At 68.3% G+C, this 23,697-nt stretch carries 21 protein-coding genes; 7 read left to right on the forward strand and 14 right to left on the reverse strand.

Annotation, left to right across the window (positions count from 1 at the left end; translation table 11 throughout):
- The first annotated feature begins 122 nt into the window (after positions 1-122).
- The 4 genes from GZ64_RS0100570 to GZ64_RS0100585 are packed head-to-tail and all read left to right on the forward strand — an operon-like array spanning position 123 to position 6,513.
- Positions 123-1,424, forward strand: coding sequence for an ABC transporter substrate-binding protein (locus GZ64_RS0100570; protein WP_021201717.1), 1,302 nt, complete (start codon positions 123-125; stop codon positions 1,422-1,424).
- Positions 1,425-1,427: 3 nt separating this feature from the next.
- On the forward strand, positions 1,428-2,354 hold the full coding sequence (locus GZ64_RS0100575) for a carbohydrate ABC transporter permease (RefSeq protein WP_021201716.1): 927 nt from the start codon (positions 1,428-1,430) through the stop codon (positions 2,352-2,354).
- On the forward strand, positions 2,351-3,286 hold the full coding sequence (locus tag GZ64_RS0100580; protein ID WP_029264763.1) for a carbohydrate ABC transporter permease: 936 nt from the start codon (positions 2,351-2,353) through the stop codon (positions 3,284-3,286). Before GZ64_RS0100575 ends, GZ64_RS0100580 begins: the two co-directional genes overlap by 4 nt.
- Complete coding sequence (locus GZ64_RS0100585; protein ID WP_029264764.1) at positions 3,283-6,513, forward strand: GH92 family glycosyl hydrolase; 3,231 nt, start codon at positions 3,283-3,285, stop codon at positions 6,511-6,513. The genes GZ64_RS0100580 and GZ64_RS0100585 overlap by 4 nt, the downstream gene beginning before the upstream one ends.
- A gap of 43 nt (positions 6,514-6,556) precedes the next feature.
- Here GZ64_RS0100585 and GZ64_RS0100590 read toward each other — a convergent pair whose 3' ends face one another.
- The gene (locus GZ64_RS0100590; protein ID WP_029264765.1) at positions 6,557-7,483 is read right to left on the reverse strand and encodes an endo-beta-N-acetylglucosaminidase H; all 927 of its coding nucleotides are present in this window, start codon (positions 7,481-7,483) and stop codon (positions 6,557-6,559) included.
- Between the two features lie 171 nt (positions 7,484-7,654).
- Between GZ64_RS0100590 and GZ64_RS20250 the strand changes: the two genes are divergently transcribed.
- Positions 7,655-7,786, forward strand: coding sequence for a hypothetical protein (locus GZ64_RS20250; protein ID WP_269320239.1), 132 nt, complete (start codon positions 7,655-7,657; stop codon positions 7,784-7,786).
- A gap of 14 nt (positions 7,787-7,800) precedes the next feature.
- Here the strand turns inward: GZ64_RS20250 and GZ64_RS0100600 are convergent, their stop codons facing one another.
- Both GZ64_RS0100600 and GZ64_RS0100605 read right to left on the reverse strand, forming a co-directional pair.
- Positions 7,801-9,435, reverse strand: a complete 1,635-nt coding sequence (locus GZ64_RS0100600; RefSeq protein WP_029264766.1) for a fucose isomerase — start codon at positions 9,433-9,435, stop codon at positions 7,801-7,803.
- The gene (locus GZ64_RS0100605) at positions 9,432-10,967 is read right to left on the reverse strand and encodes an FGGY-family carbohydrate kinase (RefSeq protein ID WP_029264767.1); all 1,536 of its coding nucleotides are present in this window, start codon (positions 10,965-10,967) and stop codon (positions 9,432-9,434) included. Before GZ64_RS0100605 ends, GZ64_RS0100600 begins: the two co-directional genes overlap by 4 nt.
- Positions 10,968-11,161: 194 nt before the next feature.
- On the opposite strand from GZ64_RS0100605, the gene GZ64_RS0100610 reads away from it, so the two are divergent.
- A complete protein-coding gene (locus tag GZ64_RS0100610) occupies positions 11,162-11,452 on the forward strand; it encodes a hypothetical protein (protein ID WP_021201709.1) in 291 nt (96 codons plus the stop codon).
- A 17-nt stretch (positions 11,453-11,469) separates the two neighbouring features.
- Here GZ64_RS0100610 and GZ64_RS0100615 read toward each other — a convergent pair whose 3' ends face one another.
- Positions 11,470-12,456 (reverse strand): LacI family DNA-binding transcriptional regulator, encoded by a 987-nt coding sequence (locus GZ64_RS0100615; RefSeq protein WP_021201708.1) that lies wholly within the window; start codon positions 12,454-12,456, stop codon positions 11,470-11,472.
- A 157-nt stretch (positions 12,457-12,613) separates the two neighbouring features.
- Here GZ64_RS0100615 and GZ64_RS0100620 point away from each other — a divergent pair, with 157 nt between their 5' ends.
- Positions 12,614-13,411 carry a DeoR/GlpR family DNA-binding transcription regulator gene (locus GZ64_RS0100620; protein ID WP_029264769.1) on the forward strand — a complete coding sequence of 266 codons (798 nt, stop codon included), beginning with the start codon at positions 12,614-12,616 and terminating at the stop codon, positions 13,409-13,411.
- 45 nt (positions 13,412-13,456) lie between these two features.
- Here the strand turns inward: GZ64_RS0100620 and GZ64_RS0100625 are convergent, their stop codons facing one another.
- The 10 genes from GZ64_RS0100625 to GZ64_RS0100670 all read right to left on the reverse strand — a co-directional run bounded on the left by GZ64_RS0100625 (position 13,457) and on the right by GZ64_RS0100670 (position 23,673).
- Positions 13,457-14,416: a ketose-bisphosphate aldolase gene (locus GZ64_RS0100625; protein WP_029264771.1), complete on the reverse strand. Its 960-nt coding sequence runs from the start codon at positions 14,414-14,416 to the stop codon at positions 13,457-13,459.
- Positions 14,417-14,425: 9 nt separating this feature from the next.
- Positions 14,426-15,082: a class II aldolase/adducin family protein gene (locus tag GZ64_RS0100630; protein WP_021201705.1), complete on the reverse strand. Its 657-nt coding sequence runs from the start codon at positions 15,080-15,082 to the stop codon at positions 14,426-14,428.
- Entirely contained in the window at positions 15,079-16,590 is a 1,512-nt protein-coding gene (locus GZ64_RS0100635) for an FGGY-family carbohydrate kinase (RefSeq protein ID WP_029264772.1), read from the reverse strand. The genes GZ64_RS0100630 and GZ64_RS0100635 overlap by 4 nt, the downstream gene beginning before the upstream one ends.
- Positions 16,587-17,474 carry a carbohydrate ABC transporter permease gene (locus GZ64_RS0100640; RefSeq protein WP_021201703.1) on the reverse strand — a complete coding sequence of 296 codons (888 nt, stop codon included), beginning with the start codon at positions 17,472-17,474 and terminating at the stop codon, positions 16,587-16,589. The genes GZ64_RS0100635 and GZ64_RS0100640 overlap by 4 nt, the downstream gene beginning before the upstream one ends.
- Positions 17,471-18,361, reverse strand: a complete 891-nt coding sequence (locus tag GZ64_RS0100645; protein WP_021201702.1) for a carbohydrate ABC transporter permease — start codon at positions 18,359-18,361, stop codon at positions 17,471-17,473. Before GZ64_RS0100645 ends, GZ64_RS0100640 begins: the two co-directional genes overlap by 4 nt.
- Positions 18,362-18,440: 79 nt before the next feature.
- Positions 18,441-19,757 carry an ABC transporter substrate-binding protein gene (locus GZ64_RS0100650; RefSeq protein WP_051667788.1) on the reverse strand — a complete coding sequence of 439 codons (1,317 nt, stop codon included), beginning with the start codon at positions 19,755-19,757 and terminating at the stop codon, positions 18,441-18,443.
- Between the two features lie 280 nt (positions 19,758-20,037).
- Complete coding sequence (locus tag GZ64_RS0100655) at positions 20,038-20,478, reverse strand: DoxX family protein (protein ID WP_021201700.1); 441 nt, start codon at positions 20,476-20,478, stop codon at positions 20,038-20,040.
- A gap of 119 nt (positions 20,479-20,597) precedes the next feature.
- Positions 20,598-21,467 carry a dihydrodipicolinate synthase family protein gene (locus GZ64_RS0100660; protein WP_029264774.1) on the reverse strand — a complete coding sequence of 290 codons (870 nt, stop codon included), beginning with the start codon at positions 21,465-21,467 and terminating at the stop codon, positions 20,598-20,600.
- Entirely contained in the window at positions 21,464-23,119 is a 1,656-nt protein-coding gene (locus tag GZ64_RS0100665; RefSeq protein ID WP_029259346.1) for a tripartite tricarboxylate transporter permease, read from the reverse strand. The genes GZ64_RS0100660 and GZ64_RS0100665 overlap by 4 nt, the downstream gene beginning before the upstream one ends.
- The gene (locus GZ64_RS0100670) at positions 23,116-23,673 is read right to left on the reverse strand and encodes a tripartite tricarboxylate transporter TctB family protein (protein WP_029264776.1); all 558 of its coding nucleotides are present in this window, start codon (positions 23,671-23,673) and stop codon (positions 23,116-23,118) included. The genes GZ64_RS0100665 and GZ64_RS0100670 overlap by 4 nt, the downstream gene beginning before the upstream one ends.
- Positions 23,674-23,697 lie beyond the last annotated feature (24 nt).

A 23,697-nucleotide genomic window follows, 5' to 3' on the forward strand; every position in this document is an offset into this window, starting at 1 on the left:
CGGACCGTCTTGACAGGGAGGGGATCGGATGGTTTCATCTGCTAAAGCGTTGTAGTCCCCGGTGTGCGCAGGCCGCTGATCCGGACGTCACGCGGATTCGCCCGCCTCGAGGAAGAAGCACGATGAAAGTTCCCACACGCATTGTCGCTCTGGCAGCATTCAGCATCGGCGTTCTGGCGCTGACGAGTTGCACGGGAGGCGGGGGCTCTTCCGGCGCCTCGGGCCCCATCGACACCTCGGGCGAGCTCAGCGGCACGATCCAGTTCCAGACATGGTCGCTCAAGAACGAGAAGTTCACTCCCTATTTCGAAGACCTGATCGATGCCTTCGAGAAGGAGCACCCCGACGTCACCGTCGAGTGGCTCGACCAGCCGGGCGACGGCTACCAGGACAAGATCCTGAGCCAGGCGAACGCCGACACTCTTCCGGACGTGCTGAACCTCCCGCCCGACATCGCCTACCCGCTGGTGGCGGCGGGCAAGCTGGTCGACCTGGAGACCGCCGATCCCGACCTGAAGTCGGGCTACAACACCGGCGCCTGGGAGGCCTACAGCCAGTACCCCGGCATGGAAGGCACCTACGGGCTGCCGTGGTACCTCTCCAGCGACGCGTCCTGGTGGAACCTCGCCCAGCTCGCTCCCTTCGGCGTCACCCAGGAGAACCTCCCGACCACCGTCGACGAACTCCTCACGCTCGCGAAGGACGTGGCGACGGAGTCCGGCGGAAAGGTGCAGCTCCTCTCCTCCATCCCGGCGCTGGACACCTTCACTGCCGCCGGCATGGAGGTCATCAACGACAAGGGCGAGTTCGACTTCAACACCGACGAGGCCGCCGCGATCATCGACAAGTACGCCGACGCGTACGCGGCGGGCGCGATGCCCGCCGAGGCGTTGACCGGCGACTACGGCGGGAATGCGGAGGCGTACATTCAGGAGAAGGTCGCCTTCACGACCGGCGGCACCGGTTTCACGACCGATCTGCAGAAGGACGCACCGGCACTGCTCGCGAGCACGGTGGCCACGCCGCGGCTCGGCATCGCGCCCCTGTACGTGCAGGGCCTCAACGTCTCGGCCGACTCCGACAACAAGGAAGCCGCACTCGCATTCGCGGAGTTCGCGACGAACCAGGAGAACCAGGTGGCCTTCTCGTCGCTCGCCGTCGGCACCGCCCCCGGCACCGCCGAAGGCGGCGACGAGGTCGTCGACAACATCGCCTCCACCGTCACCGACGAGAAGCAGCTCTCGGCGATCGATACCGTCTTCGGCGCGATGAAGGACGCCAAGGCGCTGCCGTTCCAGTGGACCTCCGACATGGCCACCTACATGACCCAGCAGATCGCCCTCGCCGTCAACGGCGAGGCGGACTCCAAGGCCCAGCTCGACAAGATCGTCGAGTACGCCAACGCCAACCGCGTGGACAAGTAAGCCATGCGTGCGAACACCGGCATCCGGGCCGGCAGGAAGACGATGAGAACCCATCGGTGGTTCACACCCTGGCTGCTCCTCGGGCCCGCCGTCGCCTGGGTGCTGGTGTTCGCGCTCTGGCCCTTCCTGAACACGGTCTTCCTCAGCTTCACCGATGCCCGGCCGCTGCGGAACCCCGAGTTCGTGGGCGGGGCGAACTACGAGCGCATGTTCGGCGACGAGATGTTCTGGAACGCCCTGACGACGTGCCTCATCTACGTGGTCGTGTGCGTGCCGCTGCTCACGATCCTCCCGCTGCTGCTGGCGCTGCTCGTGCAGAAGAAGCTCCCCGGCATCTCGTTCTTCCGCACCACGTTCTACTTCCCCGTGATCGCCTCGGTGGTCGTGGTCGCCCTGATCTGGACCTGGCTGTTCGACAGCCGTGGCATCATCAACCAGACGCTCGAATTCCTCGGGCTGATCGACAAGCCGATGGCGTTCCTCGTCGACCGGTGGCTGCTGCTCGGCTGCGCGATCCTGCTCACGGTCTGGAAGGGCCTGGGCTACTACATGGTCGTGTACCTCGCGGCGCTCGGGAACGTCGGCAAGGAGCTGCACGAGGCCGCGATGCTCGACGGCGCCGGCTCGTTCCGCCGGTTCCTCTCCGTCACCATCCCCTCCGTGCGCGGCGCGATGCTGCTCATCTCGGTGCTCATCGCCGTGTCGGCGATGAGGGTCTTCGCCGAGCTCGACGTGCTGTCCAAGAGCACGGGCGGTCCCGGCGGATACGACATGTCGCTCGTGATGCTCATCCGTCAGGTGGGATCCGGTCTCAACGGGAACATCGGGTACGCCTCCGCCATCAGCGTGGCGCTGTTCCTGCTCACCCTCATCCCGCTCGTCGCGATCGCCGTCATGAATCGCGAGAAGAAGGCGAAGGTCTCCGCATGAGCACGCTCACGTCGCCCCGTTCAGCAGAAGACGTCCGCGCCTCCGAGCACCCGGCTGCACCGACCCGCGAGCGCATGTTCCGCCGCCGCGGCTCCGGCGACTTCAGCAAGCCGACCCTCGGCGGGCTGATCGGCCGATACGCGCTCCTCCTCTTCGTCCTCGTGATCGTCATCGGACCGTTCCTCTGGCAGTTGTCGACCTCGTTCAAGGGCGCCCAGGAGAACATCTACTCCTTCCCGCCCGAGCTCATCCCGCGCGAGCCGACCCTGCAGAACTACACCAGGGTCGCCGACATCGTCCCGGTGTACCTGTATGCCTGGCACTCGCTGCTCGTCTCGGTCGGCACGGTCATCAGCAACGTGGTCCTGGCCACCTTCGCGGGCTACGCGCTGGGCTGCATGCGGTTCCGCGGCAAGTGGATCGTCATGGGGATCCTGCTCTCGACGCTGCTCTTCCCCGGCGAGGTCACGGTGACGAGCAACTTCCTCACGATCCGCGCCCTGGGCCTGGCCGACACCCTCTGGGGCGTCTTCCTCCCCGGCGCGATCAGCGCGATGAACGTGCTGTTGATCGCCACCGCCTGCCGCATGATCCCGAAGGACGTGCTGGACGCGGCGACCGTCGACGGTGCGACGACCTGGCAGCGCATCCGGCACATCGTGTGGCCGAACATCCGCGGCATGGTCTCGGTGGTCGCGATCTTCGCCTTCATCGGCGCCTGGGACGACTACCTCTGGCCGCTGATCGTGCTGTCCGACCCGTCGAAGTACACGCTGACGGTCGGGATGGCCTATCTGAACAGCAGCTTCTCGGTCGACCCGCGCCTGATCGCGGCCGGCACCATGATCGCTCTCGTGCCGATCGTCATCATGTTCTCGTTCACGCAGCGGTTCTTCTTCAAGGGCGTGCAGGAGGGCGCGATCAAGGGGTGAGCGCCGTGCATCTCACGCCGGCGGACGGGCCGGCAGATCCCCCGTCGTCCCGTCCCCGCTCGGGTGTGCTGTCGAGCCCGGTGCACGCCTTCGTGTTCGACCCCTCCGCCGGCGAGCAGCGGATCGACGTCCCGGGGTTCGACGATCTCGAGATCACCCCGGACACCGTGCTGCACTGGGCGTTCTACGCCGACGGTCCCGATGCGACCCTGGCCCCGCACGCCGCCCTCGCCGTGACCGTCGACGTGCGCCTCGCCGACGGCACCCGACTGAGCGATGTCGCCGCCGTGCGCGACCGCTACGACTTCCCTGTCACGGCGCACGCACAGTTCGACGCCCGGTGGAGCCTGCCCGAGCAGTGGAACGCCGACACCGTCTCGCTCGCCCCTTCGGCGGGCCACCGCGGTGTGGTCGAGCTCGTGCTCGGCACCGCTTCGCTTCCCCACGCCGCAGACCTCCCCGCCCGATGCACGGGCTACGTGCAGGTCGAGGTCGAGCAGAAGACGCCGACGCCGGCCGACGTCGCCCCGGTGGAACGCGTCGACACCCGACGCGGCTCGCACTCCGGCCCGCGGTTCTCTCGCGGCAACACCATCCCGGCGGTCGCCCTCCCCCACGGATTCACGTTCGTCACCCCGGCGACCGATGCAGAGGACTCCCGCTGGCCCTACCGCCCCTTCGTGCACGACGACCCGCAGGGGCGTCGTCTCGAAGCCCTGCAGTTCTCCCATCAGCCGAGCCCCTGGATCGGCGATCGTTCCGTGCTGCAGCTGATGCCGTTCCTCGGCACGCCCACCTCGCACCGCGCCGGCCGCCGCCGCTGGATCACTCACGGTTCCGAGCGCGCGCGACCGCACGAGTACGCGGCGGAGCTCGGCGACGGCCTGCGCGTCGAGATGACCGCGATCGCGCACGGGGCCGTCTTCCGCGTGCACAGCGCAGACCCCGATGCCCCGGTCGGCTTCGTCATCGACCAGCTCACCGACGACGGGCACCTCGCCTGGACGGACGCCGGAGGATTCGAGGGGTGGATCCCGGAAGGGTCCGAGGAGTGGGGCAATGCGCCCCGGTGCTACTTCGCGGGCGCCATCCTGCCTGCCAGGGGCGACGTGCAGGGGGCCGTGGGGGCTCCCGAGCACGGCCCGCTCGATGACGACGGACGCGGCGAGGTCGCGGGCTACGTCGCCGGACGCGGATCGCTCGAGGTGCGGATCGGCCTCTCCTTCCTGTCGGTGGCGCAGGCCCGGCATGCTCTGCAGACCGAGGCACCGCCCTCGGTCGCCTACGAGGAACTGCGCGACGCCGGCGCCGCCTCGTGGAATCGGCTGCTGTCGCGCGTGACGATCCCGCCGCTGCCCGACGCCGACCTTCCCTATCGCACGCTCGCCGACGAAGAGCATCGCTCCCGGATCGCCGGGGCGTTGCACCGCATGCACCTGTACCCCAACAGCGCGGCCGAGAACGTGGGCACCCCGGAGACGCCCGCCTGGCGGTTCGCCGATGTGTTCGCCGCACGACACCCCTCCGGCGAGGAGGCACCGGCCGTCGACGGGAAGCTCGTCGTGAACAACGGGTACTGGGACACCTATCGCACGGAATGGCCGGCGCTCGCCCTGCTCGATCCGGGGCTCGCCGGGACGCTGCTCGACGGCCAGCTCGAGCAGTATCGCCGCGGAGGGTGGATGGCGAGATGGAGCGCGCCGGGGTACGTCGACAGCATGGTCGGCACCTCAAGCGACCAGATCTTCGCCGACGCGGCCCGCTGGGGCGTGGAGTTCGACCGGGTCGGCGCGTTCGAGAGCGGATGGCGGAATGCCTGCGAGCCGGGGCCGGACGCACGCCGCGGTCGCAAGGGCATCGCGAGGGGCCGATTCACGGGGTACATCTCCTCGGACGTACCGGAGGGCATGAGCTGGAGCATCGAGAACGCGGTGAGCGATGCCGCACTCGGCCGCTTCGCCGCGCAGCGGGCTTCCGACGTCGATTCCGGATCGGAATCAGCACGCTATCGATCCTTCGCCCGGTACTTCGCGAATCGATCCCGGTCGTATCGCACACTGTTCGACGAGGGCACGGGGTTCTTCCGGGGAAGGGACGACAGCGGTGCGCGCACCCCCGGATTCGATCCGCGATCCTGGGGCGGAGACAACGTCGAGACGAATGCCTGGGGCATGTCGGTCGGGGCCGTGCACGACGGAGCAGGCATCGCCGAGCTCTACGGGGGTCCAGCGGGCTTCGGCCGCCACCTCGACGCCCTCTTCGCGGAGCCGGAGACCGCGGACGAACGGTTCGGCGGCGCGTACGGCACCGTCATCCACGAGCAACGCGAGGCGAGGGCGCTGCGTTCCGGGATGTGCGCGATCTCGAACCAGCCCGCTCACCACATCCCCTTCATGTACGCGTTCAGCGATCGCCCGTGGCGGTCGGCGCCCCTCGTGAACGAGCTCGCCGGACGGCTGTTCACCGGCGGGCACATCGGCCAGGGTTTCCCCGGCGACGAGGACAACGGCGAGATGAGCGCGTGGTGGCTGTGGGCGGCGCTCGGGCTGTACCCGCTCGAGCTCGCCTCCGGACATCTGCGGATCGGATCACCGCTCTTCGACGACATCCGCGTGGATCGCGGCGACGGCTCGACCCTGCGCATCCGGTCCCGACGCTCCTCCCCCTCGGCCCACGTGCTGCAGGAGGCGCGACTCGACGGGGCTCCCATGGCGTCGGCCACGCTGCCGATCGACGCTCTCGCCGGCGACGCCGTGCTCGACCTGGTCTTCGGTGACGACCCCGTGTGCGCGCTCGAGACCGGCGAGCCGACTCCGCGCGACACCCCCGAACCCTGGCGCGCGGACCTGACTTCGACCGGGGGCGAGGTCATCTCCTCCGTGGCGCTCGCGCACCCCGAGCGCGTCTTCGACGACGGGGATCCGGCGGGGGATCCCGGCGTCACCCTCCGCGCCGGGGAATGGGTCGGGTGGCGGTTCCCCGAGCCGCGCGGCGTCAGCGACCTCAGTGTGACGACGACGGCCGCCTCGAACTCGTCTGCACTGTGCTGGGAGATCCTGGGAGCGGACGAGAACTGGACTCCCGTGACGACGACGCATCAGGAGGCTCTGCTTCGCGATCGCACGACGCCGTTCACGCTCACCGACCGGGTCGTGACCCCGGCGCTCCGCGTGCGTGCGGAGGCCGAGGTCACGATCCGTCAGCTCGAGGTGTTCGATCTGGATTGAGCACTCGAGACGGCACGTAGCCGGCTCGCGGCACGTGGCCGGATCACGGCGCAGCCGTGTACTGCGTCGCCTCTCCCTTGAGCTGCTGCGTGATCCCTGACAGCAGCGCGGACTGGTCCGTCGCGGTGAGATTGTACGCGACGTACACGCCGTACCCGTCGGCCACCGTGCGCTCGGCGAAGTCCGCAGCCGTCGACGAGCTCACGTTCGCGAGGTCGATCGCCGCAGCCCCGAGGCGGGTCTTGTCCCCGAAGCCCGGGATGGTCGGCGCGTCGTACGTGGGGTAGTACGGGTTCCAGGCGTAGTCGATCACGCCCGCGACGTCGAACAGGCTGAAGTCGGTCACGGTGTACGTCTCGCCGATCGCGTACAGGCTGATGATCTTGTCAGGGCCCAGGCGATCGCGGAGAGCCGTCGCCAGCCATCCGAACGACTGCGCGTTGGGCTGCGGCGTGCCGTCGACTCCGTACTGCGCGTACTCGTCATCGAAGTCGATGCCGTCGAGCCCGTAGGTCGTCACCGCGTCGGCGAGTTGGGCGGCGAAGGCATCGGCTTCTTCGTACGAGGTGAAGTTCGCGAATCCCGCCCCCTGATGGTTGCCGAGCACGGAGAGCAGCACCTTGGTGCCGCGCGCCTGCACAGGGCGGATCTGGTTCTCGGCATCGTCGAGCGTCGCGGTGACGCGGTCGTTGAAGTGCAGGTAGGCCTTCTCGCCGTCGTAGTTGATGTTGGCGGCGAAGATGATCGCCATGTCGACGGCGGGCTTGCCCGAATCCGCCAGCGTGTAGTCGGCCACGTTCGCTAAATCGTTCGAGTTCACCTCGACGTACGCCACCACCTTCGGATCGGTCGCGGGGCTCTCGGCGACAGCCGGCGAGGCGGCGACGGCTCCGACCGTGGCGAGCGCCACCCCGGCGAGCGCCGCGAGCCCCTTTCGGAACCGGTGAATCTTGACGTGTGACTGAGTCATGGCAGATCGTCTCCTTCTTCATCGATATCGAGACCCGGCCGCATCGGTGCGACCTGCGGCCGACTATATCGCTTAAGTGGACGGAGGTGAAGAAGTCGATCGGCAGGTGGTTTCTCTCCTCCTGCACCGGGACGGCAGACTGGGTACGTCACCCACGGACACCGGAATACCGTGACAACCTGGCCGCTCCTCTCGGCGCGCATCGACGGCGTCGACGGTCGACTCGGCCGCATCGAATCGAAGGTCGACGACCTCGACACGGAGCTGACGAATCTCGCGACGCGTCTCTGGCGATCGCAGTAGCTCTCACGAGCCGATCAGACCGCCACGTCTCCCACCAGGTTGACCTTGATGCCCATGCCGGCGAACATCGCGGCCTTCGCGATCAGGGCCTTGTCGGCCGTCTCGGCATCCGGGGCGTAGACCAGCTGCGCGTGGTTGGCCTTGTGGCGGGCCATGAACTGGTCACGCGAGATGCCGTGCAGCACCACGTGCGCGATCGGCCATTCCGGGTTGGTGGCGTCCTTGCGCCGCTGCGTCTCCTCGGCAGGAAGCTCGACGACCGAGGCGCGGAAGATGTCGGCCTGCAGGATCCCCTCGGCGATGAACACCCGCGACAGCACGATCTCACCCGGCTTCGAGACGCCGTTGATGGTCGCACCGCCGGCCGGGAAGAACACGTGGCCCTGGCGCCAGCCCTCGGCGTTCTGCCACCCGCCCAGGTGCGAGGCGGGCACCGAGCCGGAGATCTCGTAGACCCAGACGAACTGCCCGTCGTAGTCCTCACCCCAGCGCACGTCGTGCAGGGTGTTGTCGGGCACGAGCCCCATCGCGCGCCACACCCGGTCGGTCACGAGCGCGTCGACCGCGACCCCCTCGTCGGCCTCGTTGAAGTGCGGGAACGCGCGCCCCTCGTGCAGCACTCGTGAGCCGTCGCGCGAGGTGACGGGCGGCCGCTCGGTCGAGTTCAAGATGCCCTCGGCCAGGTCGGACGCCGGCACCAGGTCCTTGAGCCCCTGCTGGTACTGGATGCCGACCGCATCGAGTCCGAAGTCGTCGGCGATGCGGAGCGCGGCGATGTACATCTTCAGCTGCCACTGCACCTGTTCGCGCGTGAGCTCGGTGACGGCGTCGTCGCCGTAGCGGAACGTCATGCCCGCATCGATCAGCCAGTCGTAGGCGGCATCCGCCTCGTCCTCGGTGACGTTCAGCATCTCGGCATACAGCGCCGACTGCGACAGCCGCTCCTTGTAGATGCCGGTCCCGTTGAGCAGCTCGTCGTCGAAGATCGCGTTGTACATGCCCATGCATCCTTCGTCGAAGACGCCGATGATCGCCTTCTCGGCGCGCAGCTCGGCCGCGAGCGCCTCACCCAGCTGCTTCTCGGGGCTCTCCGGCAGTGCGGGCAGTGCGCGCACGTGCGAGGCGTCGTGGGCGATGGCACCGGTCTCGGTCCATTCCCTGATGCCGTCGGTGAACCACTGATCGGTGAAGTCGACCGACCACGTCGTCGCATAGGGCTTGTCCATCTTGGTCAGACCCGCGTTCAGCCCGAGCAGCCCGACGAGTCCTGGCCAGTCCCCCGCGAAGTTCGCGACGGTGAGGATCGGCCCCTCATGCGACCGCAGACCGGCGAGCACGTGGTGGGAGTACTGCCAGTTGGCGATGGCGACGACGAGGGGAGCATCGACGGGAATGCTCTTGAACACCTCGAGTCCCATCCGCTGGCTCGAGATGAAGCCATGGCCGGTCTCGGGGTCGACGCCGAACGGGCGGATGGCTTCCCAGCCGAGCGCGTTCAGCACACCGGTCACGCCGCTCTCCAGCTCGACCTGCGTCGGCCAGCCGGCGACGTTCGCCGACTCGCGCAGGTCTCCGGACGTGATGATGTATGCCGTCTTCGGCGCGGTGGCCGGACGGGTCGCCGGCGTCGGCAGGGTGTAGGTGGTCATGATGCCTCCGGGGCGGTGGGGGTCGGGTTGTCGATGGTCGCGGGCGTGCCGCGCTGGGCAGCGGCGAGTTCGTGGACGACGGGCTTCGACCCCTCGTACAGCCGCACGTAGCGGTCGAAGAGGGCGTCGTAGAGCGGGCGCACCGCCTCGTCGGGGTGGATGCGCTCGGAGATCGGGTTCCAGTCGGCGATGACCGGAGTCCCGTCTGGCGCGGCCGTCGCGGTCGCGGCGAGGAATGCCGCCCCGTAGCTCGCCCCGATCGTGGTCGCGGGCACCTCCTGCACGAGTCCGGTGACATCGGACACGATCTGCAACCACAAGCGCCCCTGGGTGCCGCCGCCGACCGCGACGATGCGGAGGATGTCCGCACCCGCCGCGCGCATGGTCTCGACGTTGTGGCGCACCCCGAGAGCCGTGGCCTCGAGCGCGGCCCGGTAGAGGTCACCGCGGGTGTGGTCGAGCGTGAGTCCCGCGATCACCCCCCGGGCGTCCGGGTCCTGGATCGGCGTGCGTTCGCCCGCGAAGTAGGGCAGGACGAGGAGGCCCCGCGCTCCGGCCCCCGAGGTCTCGGCTTCGGCGAGCAGCTCGGGATAGTCGGCGCCGGTCAGCCCCGCGAGCCAGGCCGTCAGCGCGCCCGAGGTCGAGAGGCCGCCGGCGAGGTTGCGGGTGCCGGCGAAAGCACCGGCCGTGGTCCACATCGATGGCGTCCGCAGCGTCTCGGCACCGTTCGTGAAGACCATGAACATCGTGGTGCCGTACATCAGCATCAGGTCGCCGACCTCGTGCGCGCCGACGCTGACGGCCTCGGTCCAGGCGTCGATCGTGCCCGTGATCACGGGAGTGCCTGCGGGGATTCCGGTGAGCGCCGATGCCTCGGCCGTGACTTCGCCGGCGACATCTCCCGCCCACTGCAGAGTCGGCTGCTCGACATGCGCCGCGTATCGGTCCCACCAGGGGCCGTGCCAGCATTCGCCTTCGATGTCATAGAGGGGGGACACCTGACTGGCGGACTGGTGATCGAGCACGTAGGCGGCGGTGAGCTTGCGCACGAGCCACGTCGCGGGCATGTACAGCCGTCGCGCCCGTTCCCACGCCTCGGGCTCCTCGTCGGCGACCCAGGCGATCTTCGGTCCGCCCGCCTGCGAGGTCAGCGTCGACCCGCCGATGCGGGTGATGTCGTCGACGCCCAGCTCCCGGGTGAGGCGCTCGATCTGCACGGTCGAACGGGTGTCGACGCCGTACAGGATCGCCGGGCGCACCGGGACGTCATGCTCGTCGGCGAGGAGGATGCAGGGGCCCATTCCGCTGACGCCCACACCGACGATCTCGGCGTCCGGGACTGCGGCGAGCAACTCCCCCGAGATCGCGACGAACTCGTCCCACCAGATCGCGGCGTCCATCTCGACCCAGCCCGTGCGCGGACGATCGACATCGTGCGCCCTCGTCGCCGATGCCAGGATTCCACCGCCGGCATCCACGAGCACGCCCTTGCTGCTGGACGTGCCGATGTCCACCCCGAGGGTGCAGCGCATGGAGTCCTCCTCGTGCCCGGACGACGGAGTCCGGGCTTCATCGCCACTGTACGCGAAATCGATTTCATGACGCAAGGCGCGAGTCGTCCTGCACCACTCACGCCGAAGGGTGGTGCGCCCACCGACCGCAGCTTTCTGGCTGACCAGCACCGGAATACCGTGACATTCTGGGCACCCCGAATCAGACTGGAGGCATGCGCTTGGACGACCCGCAGGTATGGACGCTGATCGGCGTGTTCACGACCATGATGCTCGGCGGCATGACCCTCATGACGATGCAGTTCAGCCGGGTGATCCGCGCCGAGGTCGGTGGCCTGCGCGGCGAGCTGCGGGGCGAGATCGGCGGACTGCGCGGCGATCTGAGCGGGCGGCTGGAGAGTCTCGAGGGCCGGCTCACCGGCCGCATCGACGCCCTGGAGCACAAGGTCGACAGCCTCGACAAAGAGGTGGCGAACCTCGCGACGCGGTTCTGGCGCTCGCAGTAGCCGGCCCGACCGCCCGCTCAGCTCCGCACGGCGCTCGCGGGCTGAAGCTCGTTGCGCAGCACGACCGTGCGCGCCGGCTGGGTGTCACCCTTGATCCGTTCGAGCAGCATCCGCGCCGCGGTCACACCCATGTGCCGCGCCGGAAGGCGCACCACGGTCACGACACTCGGCGAGAGCGTCGTGAACGGCAGCGAGCCGATCACGGCGACACCCACGTCCGGCGGGGTGAGTCCGTGCTCCGTGAGCACCTGGATCGCTCCGACACCGATCAGATTGTTGCCGGCCACCACCGCATCCGGAGGTTCCGGGAGGGCGAGCAGTTCCTCCATCGCGGCACGCCCGCCGTCGACGCGGAACGTCGCGAAGCGCTCGAGGCCGTCGAGGGCGAGATCGGGATATGCCGCGGCGAGCGCGGAACGCCATCCCGCAGCGCGCTCGGCGGCGGTGTCGATGTGCGCGGGCCCTCCGATATAGGCGATGCGACGGTGCCCGGCATCGATCAGACTCCGCGTCGCCGATGTGCCTGCCGCCCGATTGGCCATCACCACGCCGTCGATGTCGTAGGTCGTGCTGCGGTCGACGGCCACGACCGGCCGGCCGGTGGCGAGGAGGCTGTCGAGGTCGGAGTGCTCATCAGCGGTCGCGATGATCACGCCGGACATGTTCTCGGCGATCGCGATGCGGAGGTACGTGGCCTCCTTCTCCACCTGCGCATCGGAATTGCAGAGCACGACGGAGTACCCGGCCTCCGAGGCGACATCCTCGACCCCTCTCGCCATCTCGGTGAAGTACGGGTTCTCGATGTCGGGGATCACGAGGGCGATGACCTCGGAACTCTGTCGACGCAGCGAGCGGGCGGCCCGATTGGGCGTGAAGTCGAGCGTCGCGGCGGCCGCACGGACGGCGGCGACCTTCTCGTCCGACACGCTCGTGCCGTTGAAGACGCGCGAGACCGTCGCGGGCGAGACGCCGGCGAGCGCGGCGACGTCGTAGATCGTTGCCATGCGCTCCTCTGCTTCCCGCCGACTGCTGCTGCCCCGGCTCGCCCGCCGACAACGCCCGGATGATGCGGCAGCCGGGTGGTGCAACAGGTGCAACAGTATCGCGCGGCGCCGGCGGCGCACCCGTCGGCTGCTCCGCCGTCCCGAGTACGCTGAGGGGATGCCAGAGTGGTCGCAGACGGTCCCCGCAACGGTGCGGCGCGAGCAGATCGTGTCGATCATCGAGCGTCAGGGCTTCGCCCGCGTGCAGGAGCTGAGCCGCACCCTCAGCGTGTCCGAGGTCACGGTGCGCAGCGACCTCGACCTCCTCGCCGAGGAGAACGTCATCCAGCGCGTTCACGGCGGAGCGATCTCGGGCATCAAGTCCACCGCCCACTCCCCGGACTACGAGCGGGCCCTCACGCGCGCCGTCACCGAGAAGCGACGCATCGGCAATGCTGCGGCCGCGCTGGTCGAGAGCGAGATGGCGATCCTGCTCGATGCCGGGACGACGACGCTCGCGATCGCCCGCGCCCTGCGAGCCCGGGAGGATCTGCGCGGCGTCGTGGTGTTCACCAACTCCCTCACGATCGCGCTCGAGCTCGGCGTCGCGGAGCCGCACCAGATCACTGTCGTCGTCACCGGCGGCACCGTGAACTACAAGCAGCGCTCGCTCATCGACCCGATGGGCGACATGTTCATCGGGTCCGTGCACAGCGACATCTGCTTCATCGGCTGCAACGGGGTGTCGGAGCGGGGGTTCACGAACTCCAGCCTCCCCGAGGTGACCATGAAGAGGCGCTACCTCGACTCGGCGGCGCGGGCCATCGTGGTCGCCGACAGCTCGAAGATCGGCAAGAGTCAGGTGATCCAGGTGGCTCCGATCGCGCGCGTCGACGTGCTGATCACCGGCGTCGAAGCGCCTCCGGCCGAGCTGGAGACGCTTCGAGAGGCCGGACTCGCGATCGAGCTCGCCTGACCTGCGAGATCGAGCTCGTCACGCCTCACCCGCGGGGCCGGCGCCTCAGGCGCGACCCGAGGAGCCGAACTCACGCATGCGCTGCGTGACCATCGCCCGGAATGCGCCCATCGCGGGGCGCAGCTGCTCGCTGGGCTCGACCACCGCGGGGTTCTCCTGCAGGAATGTGCGCAGCGCGGCACTCCAGGCCAGGTGGGAGTCGGTACCCTGATTGATCTTGCGGATGCCTGCGGCGATCCCCTCCGCCTTCTGCTCAGGAGAGATCCCGTACGAGGGCCGCACGTCACCGCCGTGTGCGTTGATCCTGGCGACCGCCTCGGCGGGCACCGACGAGGAACCGTGCAGCACCAGGAAGGTGTCCGGCAGACGTCCTCTGATCTCCGAGATGAGGCCGAGCCGCAGCCGTTGGCCTCCGGCCTCGTCGGTGAACTTGACCGAGCCGTGACTCGTGCCCACTGCCACCGCGAGCGCGTCCACCCCGGTCTGTCCCACGAACTCGACGGCCTGATCGGGGTCGGCGAACACGATCTCCTCGAGCACCCCGGTGACACCCGCCTCCGCCCCGCCGATCGTGCCGAGCTCGCCCTCGACGCTCACACCGAAGGGCACGGCCGCCTCGACCACCCGACGCGTGAGCGCCACGTTGTCGGCGAAGGAGGCGGGTTCATCGGTGCCGCTCGCTCTGCTGGCGTCGATCATCACGCTGGTGAAGCCGTGGTCCATGGCACGCGCGCAGTCGTCATGGGTGCGCCCGTGATCGAGATGCAGCACTGCGGGGACATGCTCGTATTCGGCGACCAGACGCCTCAGGCGGTGCCACCAGCGCGATTCGTCGTCGTAGGCGGACATCCCCGCGATCGCCTGCACGATCACGGGCGAACGCTCCGTCTCGGCGGCATCGAGCACCGCGATCGCCTGATCGATGCTCGACACGTTGAAGGCGCCGACGGCGTAGCCGCCCGCGTCGGCGTCGGCGAGCGCGGTACGCAGAGTCTGCAGTGCCATCCGCGATCCTCAGAGCGACTCGGTGATGCCGAGCGTGTCGTAGTCGAGCACGATCGGGGTGTCGGTGAGCGCGCGGGCGTAGGCCTGCACCTTGGCCGCCGACTCCACCGCGACACTGGTCTTGAACGCGTCACGCAGGTTCGGCCCGACGGTGAGCAGGCCGTGGTTCGCCCACACCACCGCGTTGAGGTCGCCCATCGCGTCGCACATGTGCTCGCCGAATTCGGTGTTGTTGCTGAGCTCGAACGGCATGATCGGCACGTCGCCCTTGGTGTAGATCACCATGTTCACCAGCGTCCCGAGGATCGGCGACCCCACGACGCCCCAGACGTTGGAGAACACCGGCTCGGAGTGCACGATCGCGTTCACGTCGGGTCGACGCCGGTAGACGGCCATGTGCACGGTGACCTCGCTCGACGGCCCGAGCCGTCCGTCGATCACCTCGCTGTCGCCGTTCACGAGCACGATGTCATCGGCGCTCATCTTGTCGTACTCGAGGTCGGTCGGCGTGATCAGGAACCGGTCCTCGACGCCGGGAACGCGGATGCTGATGTTGCCCTGCGTGTTGAAGTTGAGTCCGTACTCCATCGAACGCAGGCAGTAGTCGAGGATCTCCTCGCGCGCGGCGTCGATGTCGAAGTCGAGCTGGAGCGTCGTCTCGGTCATTTCGTGTTCTCCTTCTGGTGGGGCGGGTTCTGGGTCGGCCACGATGGCCGGGCCAGGTGCGGCGCGATGCCGCGGGTCACGTCGTAGAGGGCGGCGTAGGCGGCTCGCTGCGCGGCGTACCACTCGCCCGATGCGGGGTCGGGCTCGGCCGCAGCCGCGGGGTCGGGGGCGACGAGGAGATCCGAGGAATCGGCGCCGAGGCCGCGGAGCGCGAGCATCGCCGCCCCACGCGCGGATGCGTCACGGGCGACCGGCGTGAGTCGCGTCCCGGCCGCGGCGGCACGGGCGGAGAGCGCCTCGGCGTTCTCCGAACCTGCGCCGGTGACCTGGAGGTCATCGACGCGGACCCCGTGGCGGTCCAGGGCCGCGATGATCTTGTGGAACTCGAAGCCTGCGGCCTCCACGACGGCTCGCGCCAGTTGCGGCACGGTCGTGTCGAGCGTGAGGCCGTGGATCGTTCCGCGCGCGGAGGGGTCGTTGTCGAGGGTGCCGGAGCCGGCGAGGTACGGCAGCACGAGGAGAGAGGGCGGATCCTCGGCGAGCGCGCCGAACACATCGCCGACGTCACGGCCCAGGAGGGTCGCCAGCCATTCCAGCGCCCATCCGCCTGCGGCGGTTCCGGCGAGGGTGATCCATGTCTCGTCATCGAGTCGGTAGCTGGCGAAGCCGGTCGACTCGAGTCCACGCGGGCGTTCGCGGGTGGCGACGGAGAGGCAGTCGCTCGACCCGAGCGCGATCACGGACCGCACTCCCGCCTCTCCACCGGCGCCGAGGAAGGCAGCCGCCTGGTCGTGCGTGCCGGCAACCAGGCGCGTGCCGGGTGCGACGCCGAGCACGGCAGCCGCCTGGTCGTGGACGCCGGCGATCACGGTTCCCGATGCCACGGGGACCGGGAGCCGGTCTTCCCGCACCCACGGGGCGGAGGCGGCCACGGCCTCGAGGATCTCGCTGCTCCATTCGCCTCGATCGACGTCGAGGATGCCGGTACGCGCGGCCTGACCGAGGTCGATGGCAGCGACACCGCTCCACCGCTCGGCGACCAGATCCCCGATGCAGCGGTAACCCGCGGCCGCAGACCAGGCATCATCGCCGGCCATGATCTTGAAGACCGAGAACATCCCGTGCAACGGCTGTCCGGTGATCGCGGTGAAGCGGCCGTCCCCGAGCCGCGCCCCCAGCACGGCGGCGTGTTCGATGCCGCGCGTGTCCATGCTCACCGCCACCGGAGCGAGCGGTACGCCGGCCCCGTCGACAGGCACGACGGCCTCGCCGAGCACGCTGAAGCCGATCGCCTGCACCGCGTCGCCGAGTTGCTCTGCCTCCGCCGCCGCTGCGCGCACCACGCTCTCGGCGGCGACGATGATCTCCTCGGCATCGAGCTCGACGCGCCCGCGACCGTCGCGCCGCAGCATCAGCGGTGCCGACGCCCCACCGAGCGTCCGTCCGTCTGCGGCGAAGGCGACGGCCCGCACGCCACTGGTTCCGAGATCGAGGCCGATGACGCTCATTTGATCGCTCCCGACAGGCCGTTCACCAGGTACTTCTGGATGAAGACGAACAGCAGCACGACCGGGATGGAGATCAGCACCAGGATCGCGAACAGTGCCCCCGGCTGTGACAAGTACATGCCGCGGTAGGCGAGCGGCACGAGGGTGAGCGGCTTGAGCTCGTTGTCGCCGAGCGTGACGAGCGGCAGCAGGAAGTCGTTCCAGCTCATCATCGTCTGCCACACCGCGACCACGGCGAGGGCGGGCTTGCCGAGCGGCAGGTAGATGCGCCAGAAGATCTGCCAGCTGTTCGCCCCGTCGAGTCGTGCGGCCTCGTAGGTCTCGAGCGGGATCGCGAGGTAGGAGGTGCGGATGATGATGACCGCGAACGGCAGGCCGAGTGCGCTGTACACCAGGACGAGCCCGAGGAGGTTGTTGTACAGCTGCATCGACTGCAGGATGCGGAACGTCGCGACCACGATGCTCGACATCGGCAGGATCAGCGCGAGGATCAGCACCCCGAAGATCAGGGCCTTCAGCGGAACCCGCAGCCGGGCCAGGGCGAAGGCGGTCATCGATCCGAGCAGACAGACCAGCAGCACCGAAGGCACCGTGATGAGGAGGCTGTTGAGCAGGTGCAACAGGATCGGGTTCTGGTCCCAGATCGTGAGGTAGTTCTTGACGCTGAATTCCGCGGGGAACAGCCCGAAGAACTGCGTGCCGGGGTTGTTCGGCGGCATCATCGAGAGCCCGACGACCATGATGATCGGTACGAGCCAGAGCACGGCGAGCGGCACGAGCACGAAGTGCAGCCAGCCGACGCGGCGTCCGGGAGCACCGTGGCGGTGACGGCCGACGGTGTCCTTCGGGACGATCAGGGTGCGGGTCTCGCTCGTCGCGGTCATTTCTCGTCTCCTGTGATGAATCCGGCGCCGAACACCCGCACCATCGAGAGCGAGCTCACGACGGCGACGACGAGCAGCACGACGCTGATGGCCGAGGCGTACCCGACGTTCTGCAGCTGGAACGCCTCCAGGAACGCGAAGGTGGGCAGCATCTCCGACGCGTGGTTGGGTCCGCCCTGCGTGAGCACGTAGACGAGCTCGAAGGTCTTGAGCGAACCGATGATCCCGAGGAGCACGAGCGACAGTGTGGTGGTCTTCAGCAGGGGGAACGTGATCCGCACCATGGTCTGGAAACCGTTGGCGCCGTCGATGCGCGCCGCCTCCACGAGGCTGGGATCGATCAGCTGCAGCCCCGCGAGGTAGAACAGCATCGAGAACCCGGTCCACATCCAGACGTTCACGAAGATCACCGCGAAGATCGCCGTCTGCGGATCTGCCAGGTAGTTGCCGCCGAGGAAGGTGAGCCCTGTGGCCTTGCCGATGGCGGTGAGCACGCCGTTGAAAGGGTCGAGGATGCGCTGCCACACGATCCCGACCACGACCGGCGAGAGGATCGCGGGGATGAAGAAGATCGCCCGGTAGATCGTGCTGCCGCGGAGCCCCTGGTTGAGGGCGACGGCGAGGAGGAAGCCGATCACGCCCTGGGGCACGATCGTCAGCACGATCCAGAACGCCGAGTTGCGCAGCGTGATGAGGAACGTCGGATCCTGGAACAGCTCCAGGTAGTTGCCGATGCCGACTGCCGTGCCGACGTTGACACCGTCCCAGTCGAGCGTGCTCGCCTGCACGTTGTACACGATCGGGTACACGACGAATACGGCGAACAGGATGAGGGTCGGTGCCAGGAAGGCGAGGCCGACCAGCCGCTCTCTCGTCAGGATCTTCATGCGCGCTCCTCTCGGCGCAGGGTCCGGGGAAGAGGTCCCGGACCCTGCACGAACTCCACTGCTGCCACAGGTTCCCGAGCTACAGGGTGTCCTGGACGGCCTGGACGGATTCCGCTGCCTCCTGCGGAGTGGCGTCACCGGTCGCGATGGCGGCGAGCGCGTCGGCCACGGCCTGGTCGAGCTTGGGCGACTCGAAGTAGCGCGAGTACTTCACCTGCGGGAGCCACTCGTCGACGAACAGGTTCCAGATCTGCTCCTGCTTCTCGCTCGTGAACTTCTCCGGAGCGAGACCGGTGACGGCGGGGATATCGTTCATGGTGTTGACGAGCTTCTGCGCGGCGGAGCCGGCGATGAAGTCGGTGAGCACCTTGCAGGCGAGGTCGGGGTTGGCCGTGTTCTTCGAGATGCCCAGGCTCACGTCGATGCCGCCGACGAACTGCGGCTCGGCGGCACCGCCGGGGATGGTCGGGAACAGGAACGGCTCGTACCCGGACATGCCCTCCGACAGCGGCGGGATGTCGGACTTGGTCGGGTCGGACTGCTGGATCCACCAGGCACCGAGGGGGATCATGGCGGCGTTGCCCGCCTCGAACTGGTTCACCGCCGACGGGTAGGCGTCGAGGCCGATCGCACCGTCCTGGGCGATGCCGTCGGAGAACAGCTTGCCCCAGTACTCGAACGCCTTCACGATGGCCGGGTCTGTCCATTGCACGGAACCGGCCTCTGCCTCATAGACGGTTCCGGGCGAGACGTTATTGGCGATCTGCAGGAAGACGACGTTGCGCAGCCAGGAGTCCTTCGCGGGCAGGAGGAACGGGGCGGCGTCGCCACCGCTCAGGTCCTTCGTGGTCTGCACGAGCTCGTCCCAGGTCTTCGGCACACTCAGACCGGCGTCGTCGAAGATCTCGGAGTTGGCCCAGAGGTTGACCGTCTGGGTGAGGATGGGGAGCGAGTAGAAGTTGTCGTCGCCCTCGGGGTTGCCCATTCGGGCCTGTTCGATGCCGATCGGGTAGAACTTGCTCTGCCAGTCGTCACCCCAGGTCTCGGCGGCGCAGTCCTGCAGAGGCATCAGGTTCTCGCGGTACTGCTGGGTGAGCGCTCCGGGCTGCAGGCCGAGCACGTCGGGCATCGTATTCGAGCTGGCACGGCTCTGCAGGTCGACGAGGTACTCCGGGTAGTTGAAGATCGTCGCGTCGATCTTCGATCCGTCGTTCTCCGCTTGGAAGGCCTCGATCATCTGACGGGTCGTCTGCTCGATCGGGCTCCACGAGCGGAACGTGATGGTGTCGCTGGAGGCGTTTCCCGACGCGTCCGGCGCTGCGCCGCCGGCGCAGGCGGTGACTCCGAGGGCGGTGATGACCGTGGCCACTCCCGCCAGGCTCCTCTTGAGCTTCATCTGCAATCCCCTTACTTCGCTGTAAAAGTCCTCGGCGAGATGCCGAATGCGCTCAGTTTAGGTTTATTTGCGTATTTGACGCCAGGAATACGGGGAACCTCAGTGAAAGTCTTTTCTTTTTTGTGTTTTCGCATACCTTTGTCGTCGAAAACGAAAGCGGAGGTGCGCGTGGAGGCCGCAACGACGCGGAATGCGGGTTTCCCTTCCGCAACACACCCCGCACAGACGACGGATGCCGCGACCCCTCGGGCCGCGGCATCCGTCGTGATGCGGAGGTTCTTCAGCTCAGCCAGGCCGGTGCGCGTCCCCGCAGGAACGCACCGTCCAGGGAGAAACGCCCGGCGCCTGTGAGCGCGAGGGCGAGAGCTGCCGCACCGAGGACGGCGACGAACTCGTAGCCGCCCTCGCCGACCCAGAGGCCCGCGGGAAGGTGCACGGCGATGAGCGCGACGATCATGTCGATGGCCAGCAGGATACCGACAGGACGGGTGAAGAGGCCGAGGATCAACAGGATGCCGCCGATGAGCTCGACGAAGGCGACGACAGGGCCGGCGATCTCCGGGAGCGGAATCCCCATGCCTGCGAAGCTGCCGATCGTTCCGGGGAGCGTGAACTCGAAGATCTTCTGCGCGCCGTGTGCGGCGAAGATCGCGCCGACGACCACGCGGAGGACCAGGAGTCCCAGCGAGGGTGCGGCGGAGGGGGCTGTGGTGTTCGTCATGAGGAGTTCTTCCTTCGTGGCAGGACACCCGCGCGCCAGGCGCGGAGCAGGGTCGTTCCCTGGTTCCACGCTAGGAAGACGACATTTCCATCTCCTGTGACCGTGTCACCTGTGACGTGTCACCGGTGCGCGGCCACCACCTCGGCGACGGCGGTGCGCTCGGCGGCACTCGGCTCGGCGATCGCCATGCGGCAGTGCGTGTCGACCACGTCGAGCACGCGGTACGCCTCCTTCATGCGGGCCATGTCGCCACCGATGAGCGCGACCACATCGTCGACCGCGGCCTGCGCAGCGACGATGGCCGCCGCGTCCCCGGACCGCGCGGCGTCGGCGAGGGCGCGGAACGGCTTCGGCGTGACGGACGATACCCCGGACACGACGCCCTGCGCCCCCACCTCGACGGCCGCGATCAGGTCGCGGTCGGCGCCGGTGTAGAGGTCGAAGTCGGCGGGCACGACGGCACGGTAGGCGGCGATGTCGTCGAGGGAGAGTTCGCTGATCTTGGCGCCCACGACGTTGGGCAGTCGTGCGAGACGCGCGAGGAGCTCCGGCGACACCGGGTTGCCGCTGCGGGCCGGGTAGATGTACACGTACAGCCGCCCGTCCCCGACGGCCTCCGACACCGCGCGGTAGTACTCGAAGATCGCGTCGTCCGTGGCCTGCAGGTAGTACGGCGTCAGCGCGGCGAACTCGGTCGCGCCCAGTCGGCGGGCGATACGGGTCAGCCGCACGGCCTCGAAGGTGCTGGGGCGACCGACGTGCACGACCACGCGCATGCGCTCCTGCAGCTCGGCCAACGCCGCTTCCACGATGGCCGCGAACTCGTCGGCGTCCACGGCGGGGAACTCGCCCGTCGTGCCGAGCACGAAAGCTCCCTCGTTCCCCGAGTCGGCGACGAACCGGAAGATCGCACGCGAGCCCTCGATGTCGAGGGTGCCGTCGCGGTGGAACGCGGTGGGCACGGCGGTCAGGATGTCATAGCGGGTCACTTCTCGGTCTCCTCGGAGTTCTTGCGGGTCTTGCGGGCACGACGCCCTGAGGTGTCGATGTTGCGGACGGTGGAGGTGAGCAGATCGGGCTGGGCTGCGAGCTCGTCGTGTGCCTTCTCGATCTGCTGGATGCTGTCGTCGTGCAGGATCGAGTCCGCGAGCGAGGCGCGCTCGGCACGGGGCCTCCGGGCGGCGCGGATGGCCGGCATCACGATCGAGAGCACGGCCAGGGCGAGCAGCACGAGCGCGATGGGGCTGACCACCTCGAAGAACGGACGCGTGGGGAGGATCGCCAGCGTGCGGGCGAGGTTCTCCTCGGCGAGCGGTCCGAGCAGGAGGCCGAGCACGACCGGACCGGCCGGCACCTGCATGCGCTTGAGCAGCACGCCGATCACACCGAAGACGAGCATCGTCACGACCGTCGACAGACTGTTCGAGGTGGCGTAGGTGCCGATGATGCAGAAGATCAGGATGCCGCTCCACAGATACGGCTGTGGCACGTCGAGCAGCTTCACCATGCCCTTCATGCGCACCAGGCTGAGCGCGAGAGAGAGGATCGTCGCGATCAGCATGATGCCCACGATCGAGACGACCAGGTCGGGGCGGTTCGTGAAGAGCGTCGGACCGGGGGTGATGCCCCAGATGATCATCGAGCCGATCATCACGGCCATCACCGAGTCACCGGGGATGCCGAGGGCCATGGTCGTCGTGAGGGAGCCGCCGAGGGTGGCGCTGGAGGCGGTGTCGGAGGCGGCGACACCCTCGATCGATCCCTTGCCGAACATCTCGGGGTGCTTCGACGCCTTGCGTGCCCGCTCCCATCCGATGAGTCCGGCGATGTCCCCACCGGCCGCGGGGATGAGCCCGACACCGAGTCCGACGGCGCCGCCGACCGCGGTCGCGCGCCCGCTCTGCTTCAGTTCGGCGCGGTTCGGCCACCAGCGGCCGAGACTCGAGATCGGGCGCACGGCCGACTTCCGATGCGTGAGCAGCTGGTCGAACAGCTCGGCGATGCCGAAGAGTCCGATGATCACGGCGATGAAGTTGACGCCCTCGACGAGTTCGAGCACCCCGAAGGTGAAGCGCTGGTCGGCGGTGGCCGCGTACGTGCCGACGCTGCCGAGCATGAGGCCGAAGAGTCCGGCGAGAATGCCCTTGAGCATCGACTTCGACGAGATGCCGATCATGATCGCGATGCCGAAGACCACGAGCGCGAACAGCTCGGGCGACTTGAAGTAGTCGCGGGCGAAGCTGGCGATCGGCACGGCGGCGACCGCGAAGAGCACGAGTGAGGCGAGGATGCCGACCGCCGAGACGATCGCCGAGACGGTGAGCGCGAGCCCCGCCCTTCCCTGCTTCGCCATCGGATACCCGTCGAGGGTGGTGGCGATGGACGCGGGCGTGCCCGGGGTGTTGATCAGGATGGACGGCACCCGGTCGCCGAAGTTCGCCGCGACGTAGATCGTCAGCAGCACGGCGAGACCCTGCACGGGCTCGAGGGTCATCGTGAAGCCGGCGGCGAGGGCGACGGCCATGGTCGCGGTGATGCCGGGGAACGCTCCGACCATGAACCCGAGCACGAGGCCGACGAGCATGTAGAGCAGGATCGAGATGTCGAGGAGCGAGTTCAGCCCCTCCATGAGCGCGTTCACAGGGGGATCCTCAGGAGCATCCCGAACACGACGTAGACGAACGCCGTGACGGAGGCGGAGTAGATGACGAGGCTCAGCCAGCGGCGGTGGCCGTAGAGGAGCATGAGGGCGGCCATCAGCAGAGCGGCGGCGATCGGGAAGACCTCGATGCGGTAGCCGAACAGGATGACCGAACCCAGCGACCACAGCGCGATGAAGGTGCCGGTGATCGCGAGGGTGGCGATCACGCGCAGGTAGCCTCCTGGCTGGATGCGCTCGAGGTCTTCACGGGTGGGGGCCGGACGGGTGATCGCGACCGCGAGCAGCGCGATGGCGATGACGACGCCGGTGACCCCGATGACGAGGGGCCAGAAGCGGGCGTCGATCTGCCCGGGGGCGGCCTCGCGGCGCAGCGGGATCTGCGTTGCGAGGAAGAGGTAGCCGGCGGTGAACCCGAGGGCGACGACCGCGAACACGATCTCGAGGGGACGCGAGGCGGAGGCGCCCTGGTACCCGTCGTCCGTGGCGGCGACGGAGACGTGCGTTGCAGACCCGTCCGATGCGGAGGTCGACATGGTGCTCCTTTCCTGATCCGAGAA

Origin of the sequence: Microbacterium sp. Cr-K32 (genome assembly GCF_000708345.1) — a bacterium.
In the GTDB taxonomy this organism is placed as follows: Bacteria; Actinomycetota; Actinomycetes; order Actinomycetales; family Microbacteriaceae; genus Microbacterium; species Microbacterium maritypicum_A.

Bases quoted from the DNA above. Each gene is read 5' to 3' on its own strand.
- GZ64_RS0100570 (WP_021201717.1), top strand. From the start codon at position 123: ATGAAAGTTCCCACACGCATTGTCGCTCTGGCAGCATTCAGCATCGGC.
- GZ64_RS0100575 (WP_021201716.1), top strand. From the start codon at position 1,428: ATGCGTGCGAACACCGGCATCCGGGCCGGCAGGAAGACGATGAGAACC.
- GZ64_RS0100580 (WP_029264763.1), top strand. From the start codon at position 2,351: ATGAGCACGCTCACGTCGCCCCGTTCAGCAGAAGACGTCCGCGCCTCC.
- GZ64_RS0100590 (WP_029264765.1), bottom strand. From the start codon at position 7,483: ATGACTCAGTCACACGTCAAGATTCACCGGTTCCGAAAGGGGCTCGCG.
- GZ64_RS0100600 (WP_029264766.1), bottom strand. From the start codon at position 9,435: ATGACCACCTACACCCTGCCGACGCCGGCGACCCGTCCGGCCACCGCG.
- GZ64_RS0100605 (WP_029264767.1), bottom strand. From the start codon at position 10,967: ATGCGCTGCACCCTCGGGGTGGACATCGGCACGTCCAGCAGCAAGGGC.
- GZ64_RS0100610 (WP_021201709.1), top strand. From the start codon at position 11,162: ATGCGCTTGGACGACCCGCAGGTATGGACGCTGATCGGCGTGTTCACG.
- GZ64_RS0100615 (WP_021201708.1), bottom strand. From the start codon at position 12,456: ATGGCAACGATCTACGACGTCGCCGCGCTCGCCGGCGTCTCGCCCGCG.
- GZ64_RS0100620 (WP_029264769.1), top strand. From the start codon at position 12,614: ATGCCAGAGTGGTCGCAGACGGTCCCCGCAACGGTGCGGCGCGAGCAG.
- GZ64_RS0100625 (WP_029264771.1), bottom strand. From the start codon at position 14,416: ATGGCACTGCAGACTCTGCGTACCGCGCTCGCCGACGCCGACGCGGGC.
- GZ64_RS0100630 (WP_021201705.1), bottom strand. From the start codon at position 15,082: ATGACCGAGACGACGCTCCAGCTCGACTTCGACATCGACGCCGCGCGC.
- GZ64_RS0100635 (WP_029264772.1), bottom strand. From the start codon at position 16,590: ATGAGCGTCATCGGCCTCGATCTCGGAACCAGTGGCGTGCGGGCCGTC.
- GZ64_RS0100640 (WP_021201703.1), bottom strand. From the start codon at position 17,474: ATGACCGCGACGAGCGAGACCCGCACCCTGATCGTCCCGAAGGACACC.
- GZ64_RS0100645 (WP_021201702.1), bottom strand. From the start codon at position 18,361: ATGAAGATCCTGACGAGAGAGCGGCTGGTCGGCCTCGCCTTCCTGGCA.
- GZ64_RS0100650 (WP_051667788.1), bottom strand. From the start codon at position 19,757: ATGAAGCTCAAGAGGAGCCTGGCGGGAGTGGCCACGGTCATCACCGCC.
- GZ64_RS0100655 (WP_021201700.1), bottom strand. From the start codon at position 20,478: ATGACGAACACCACAGCCCCCTCCGCCGCACCCTCGCTGGGACTCCTG.
- GZ64_RS0100670 (WP_029264776.1), bottom strand. From the start codon at position 23,673: ATGTCGACCTCCGCATCGGACGGGTCTGCAACGCACGTCTCCGTCGCC.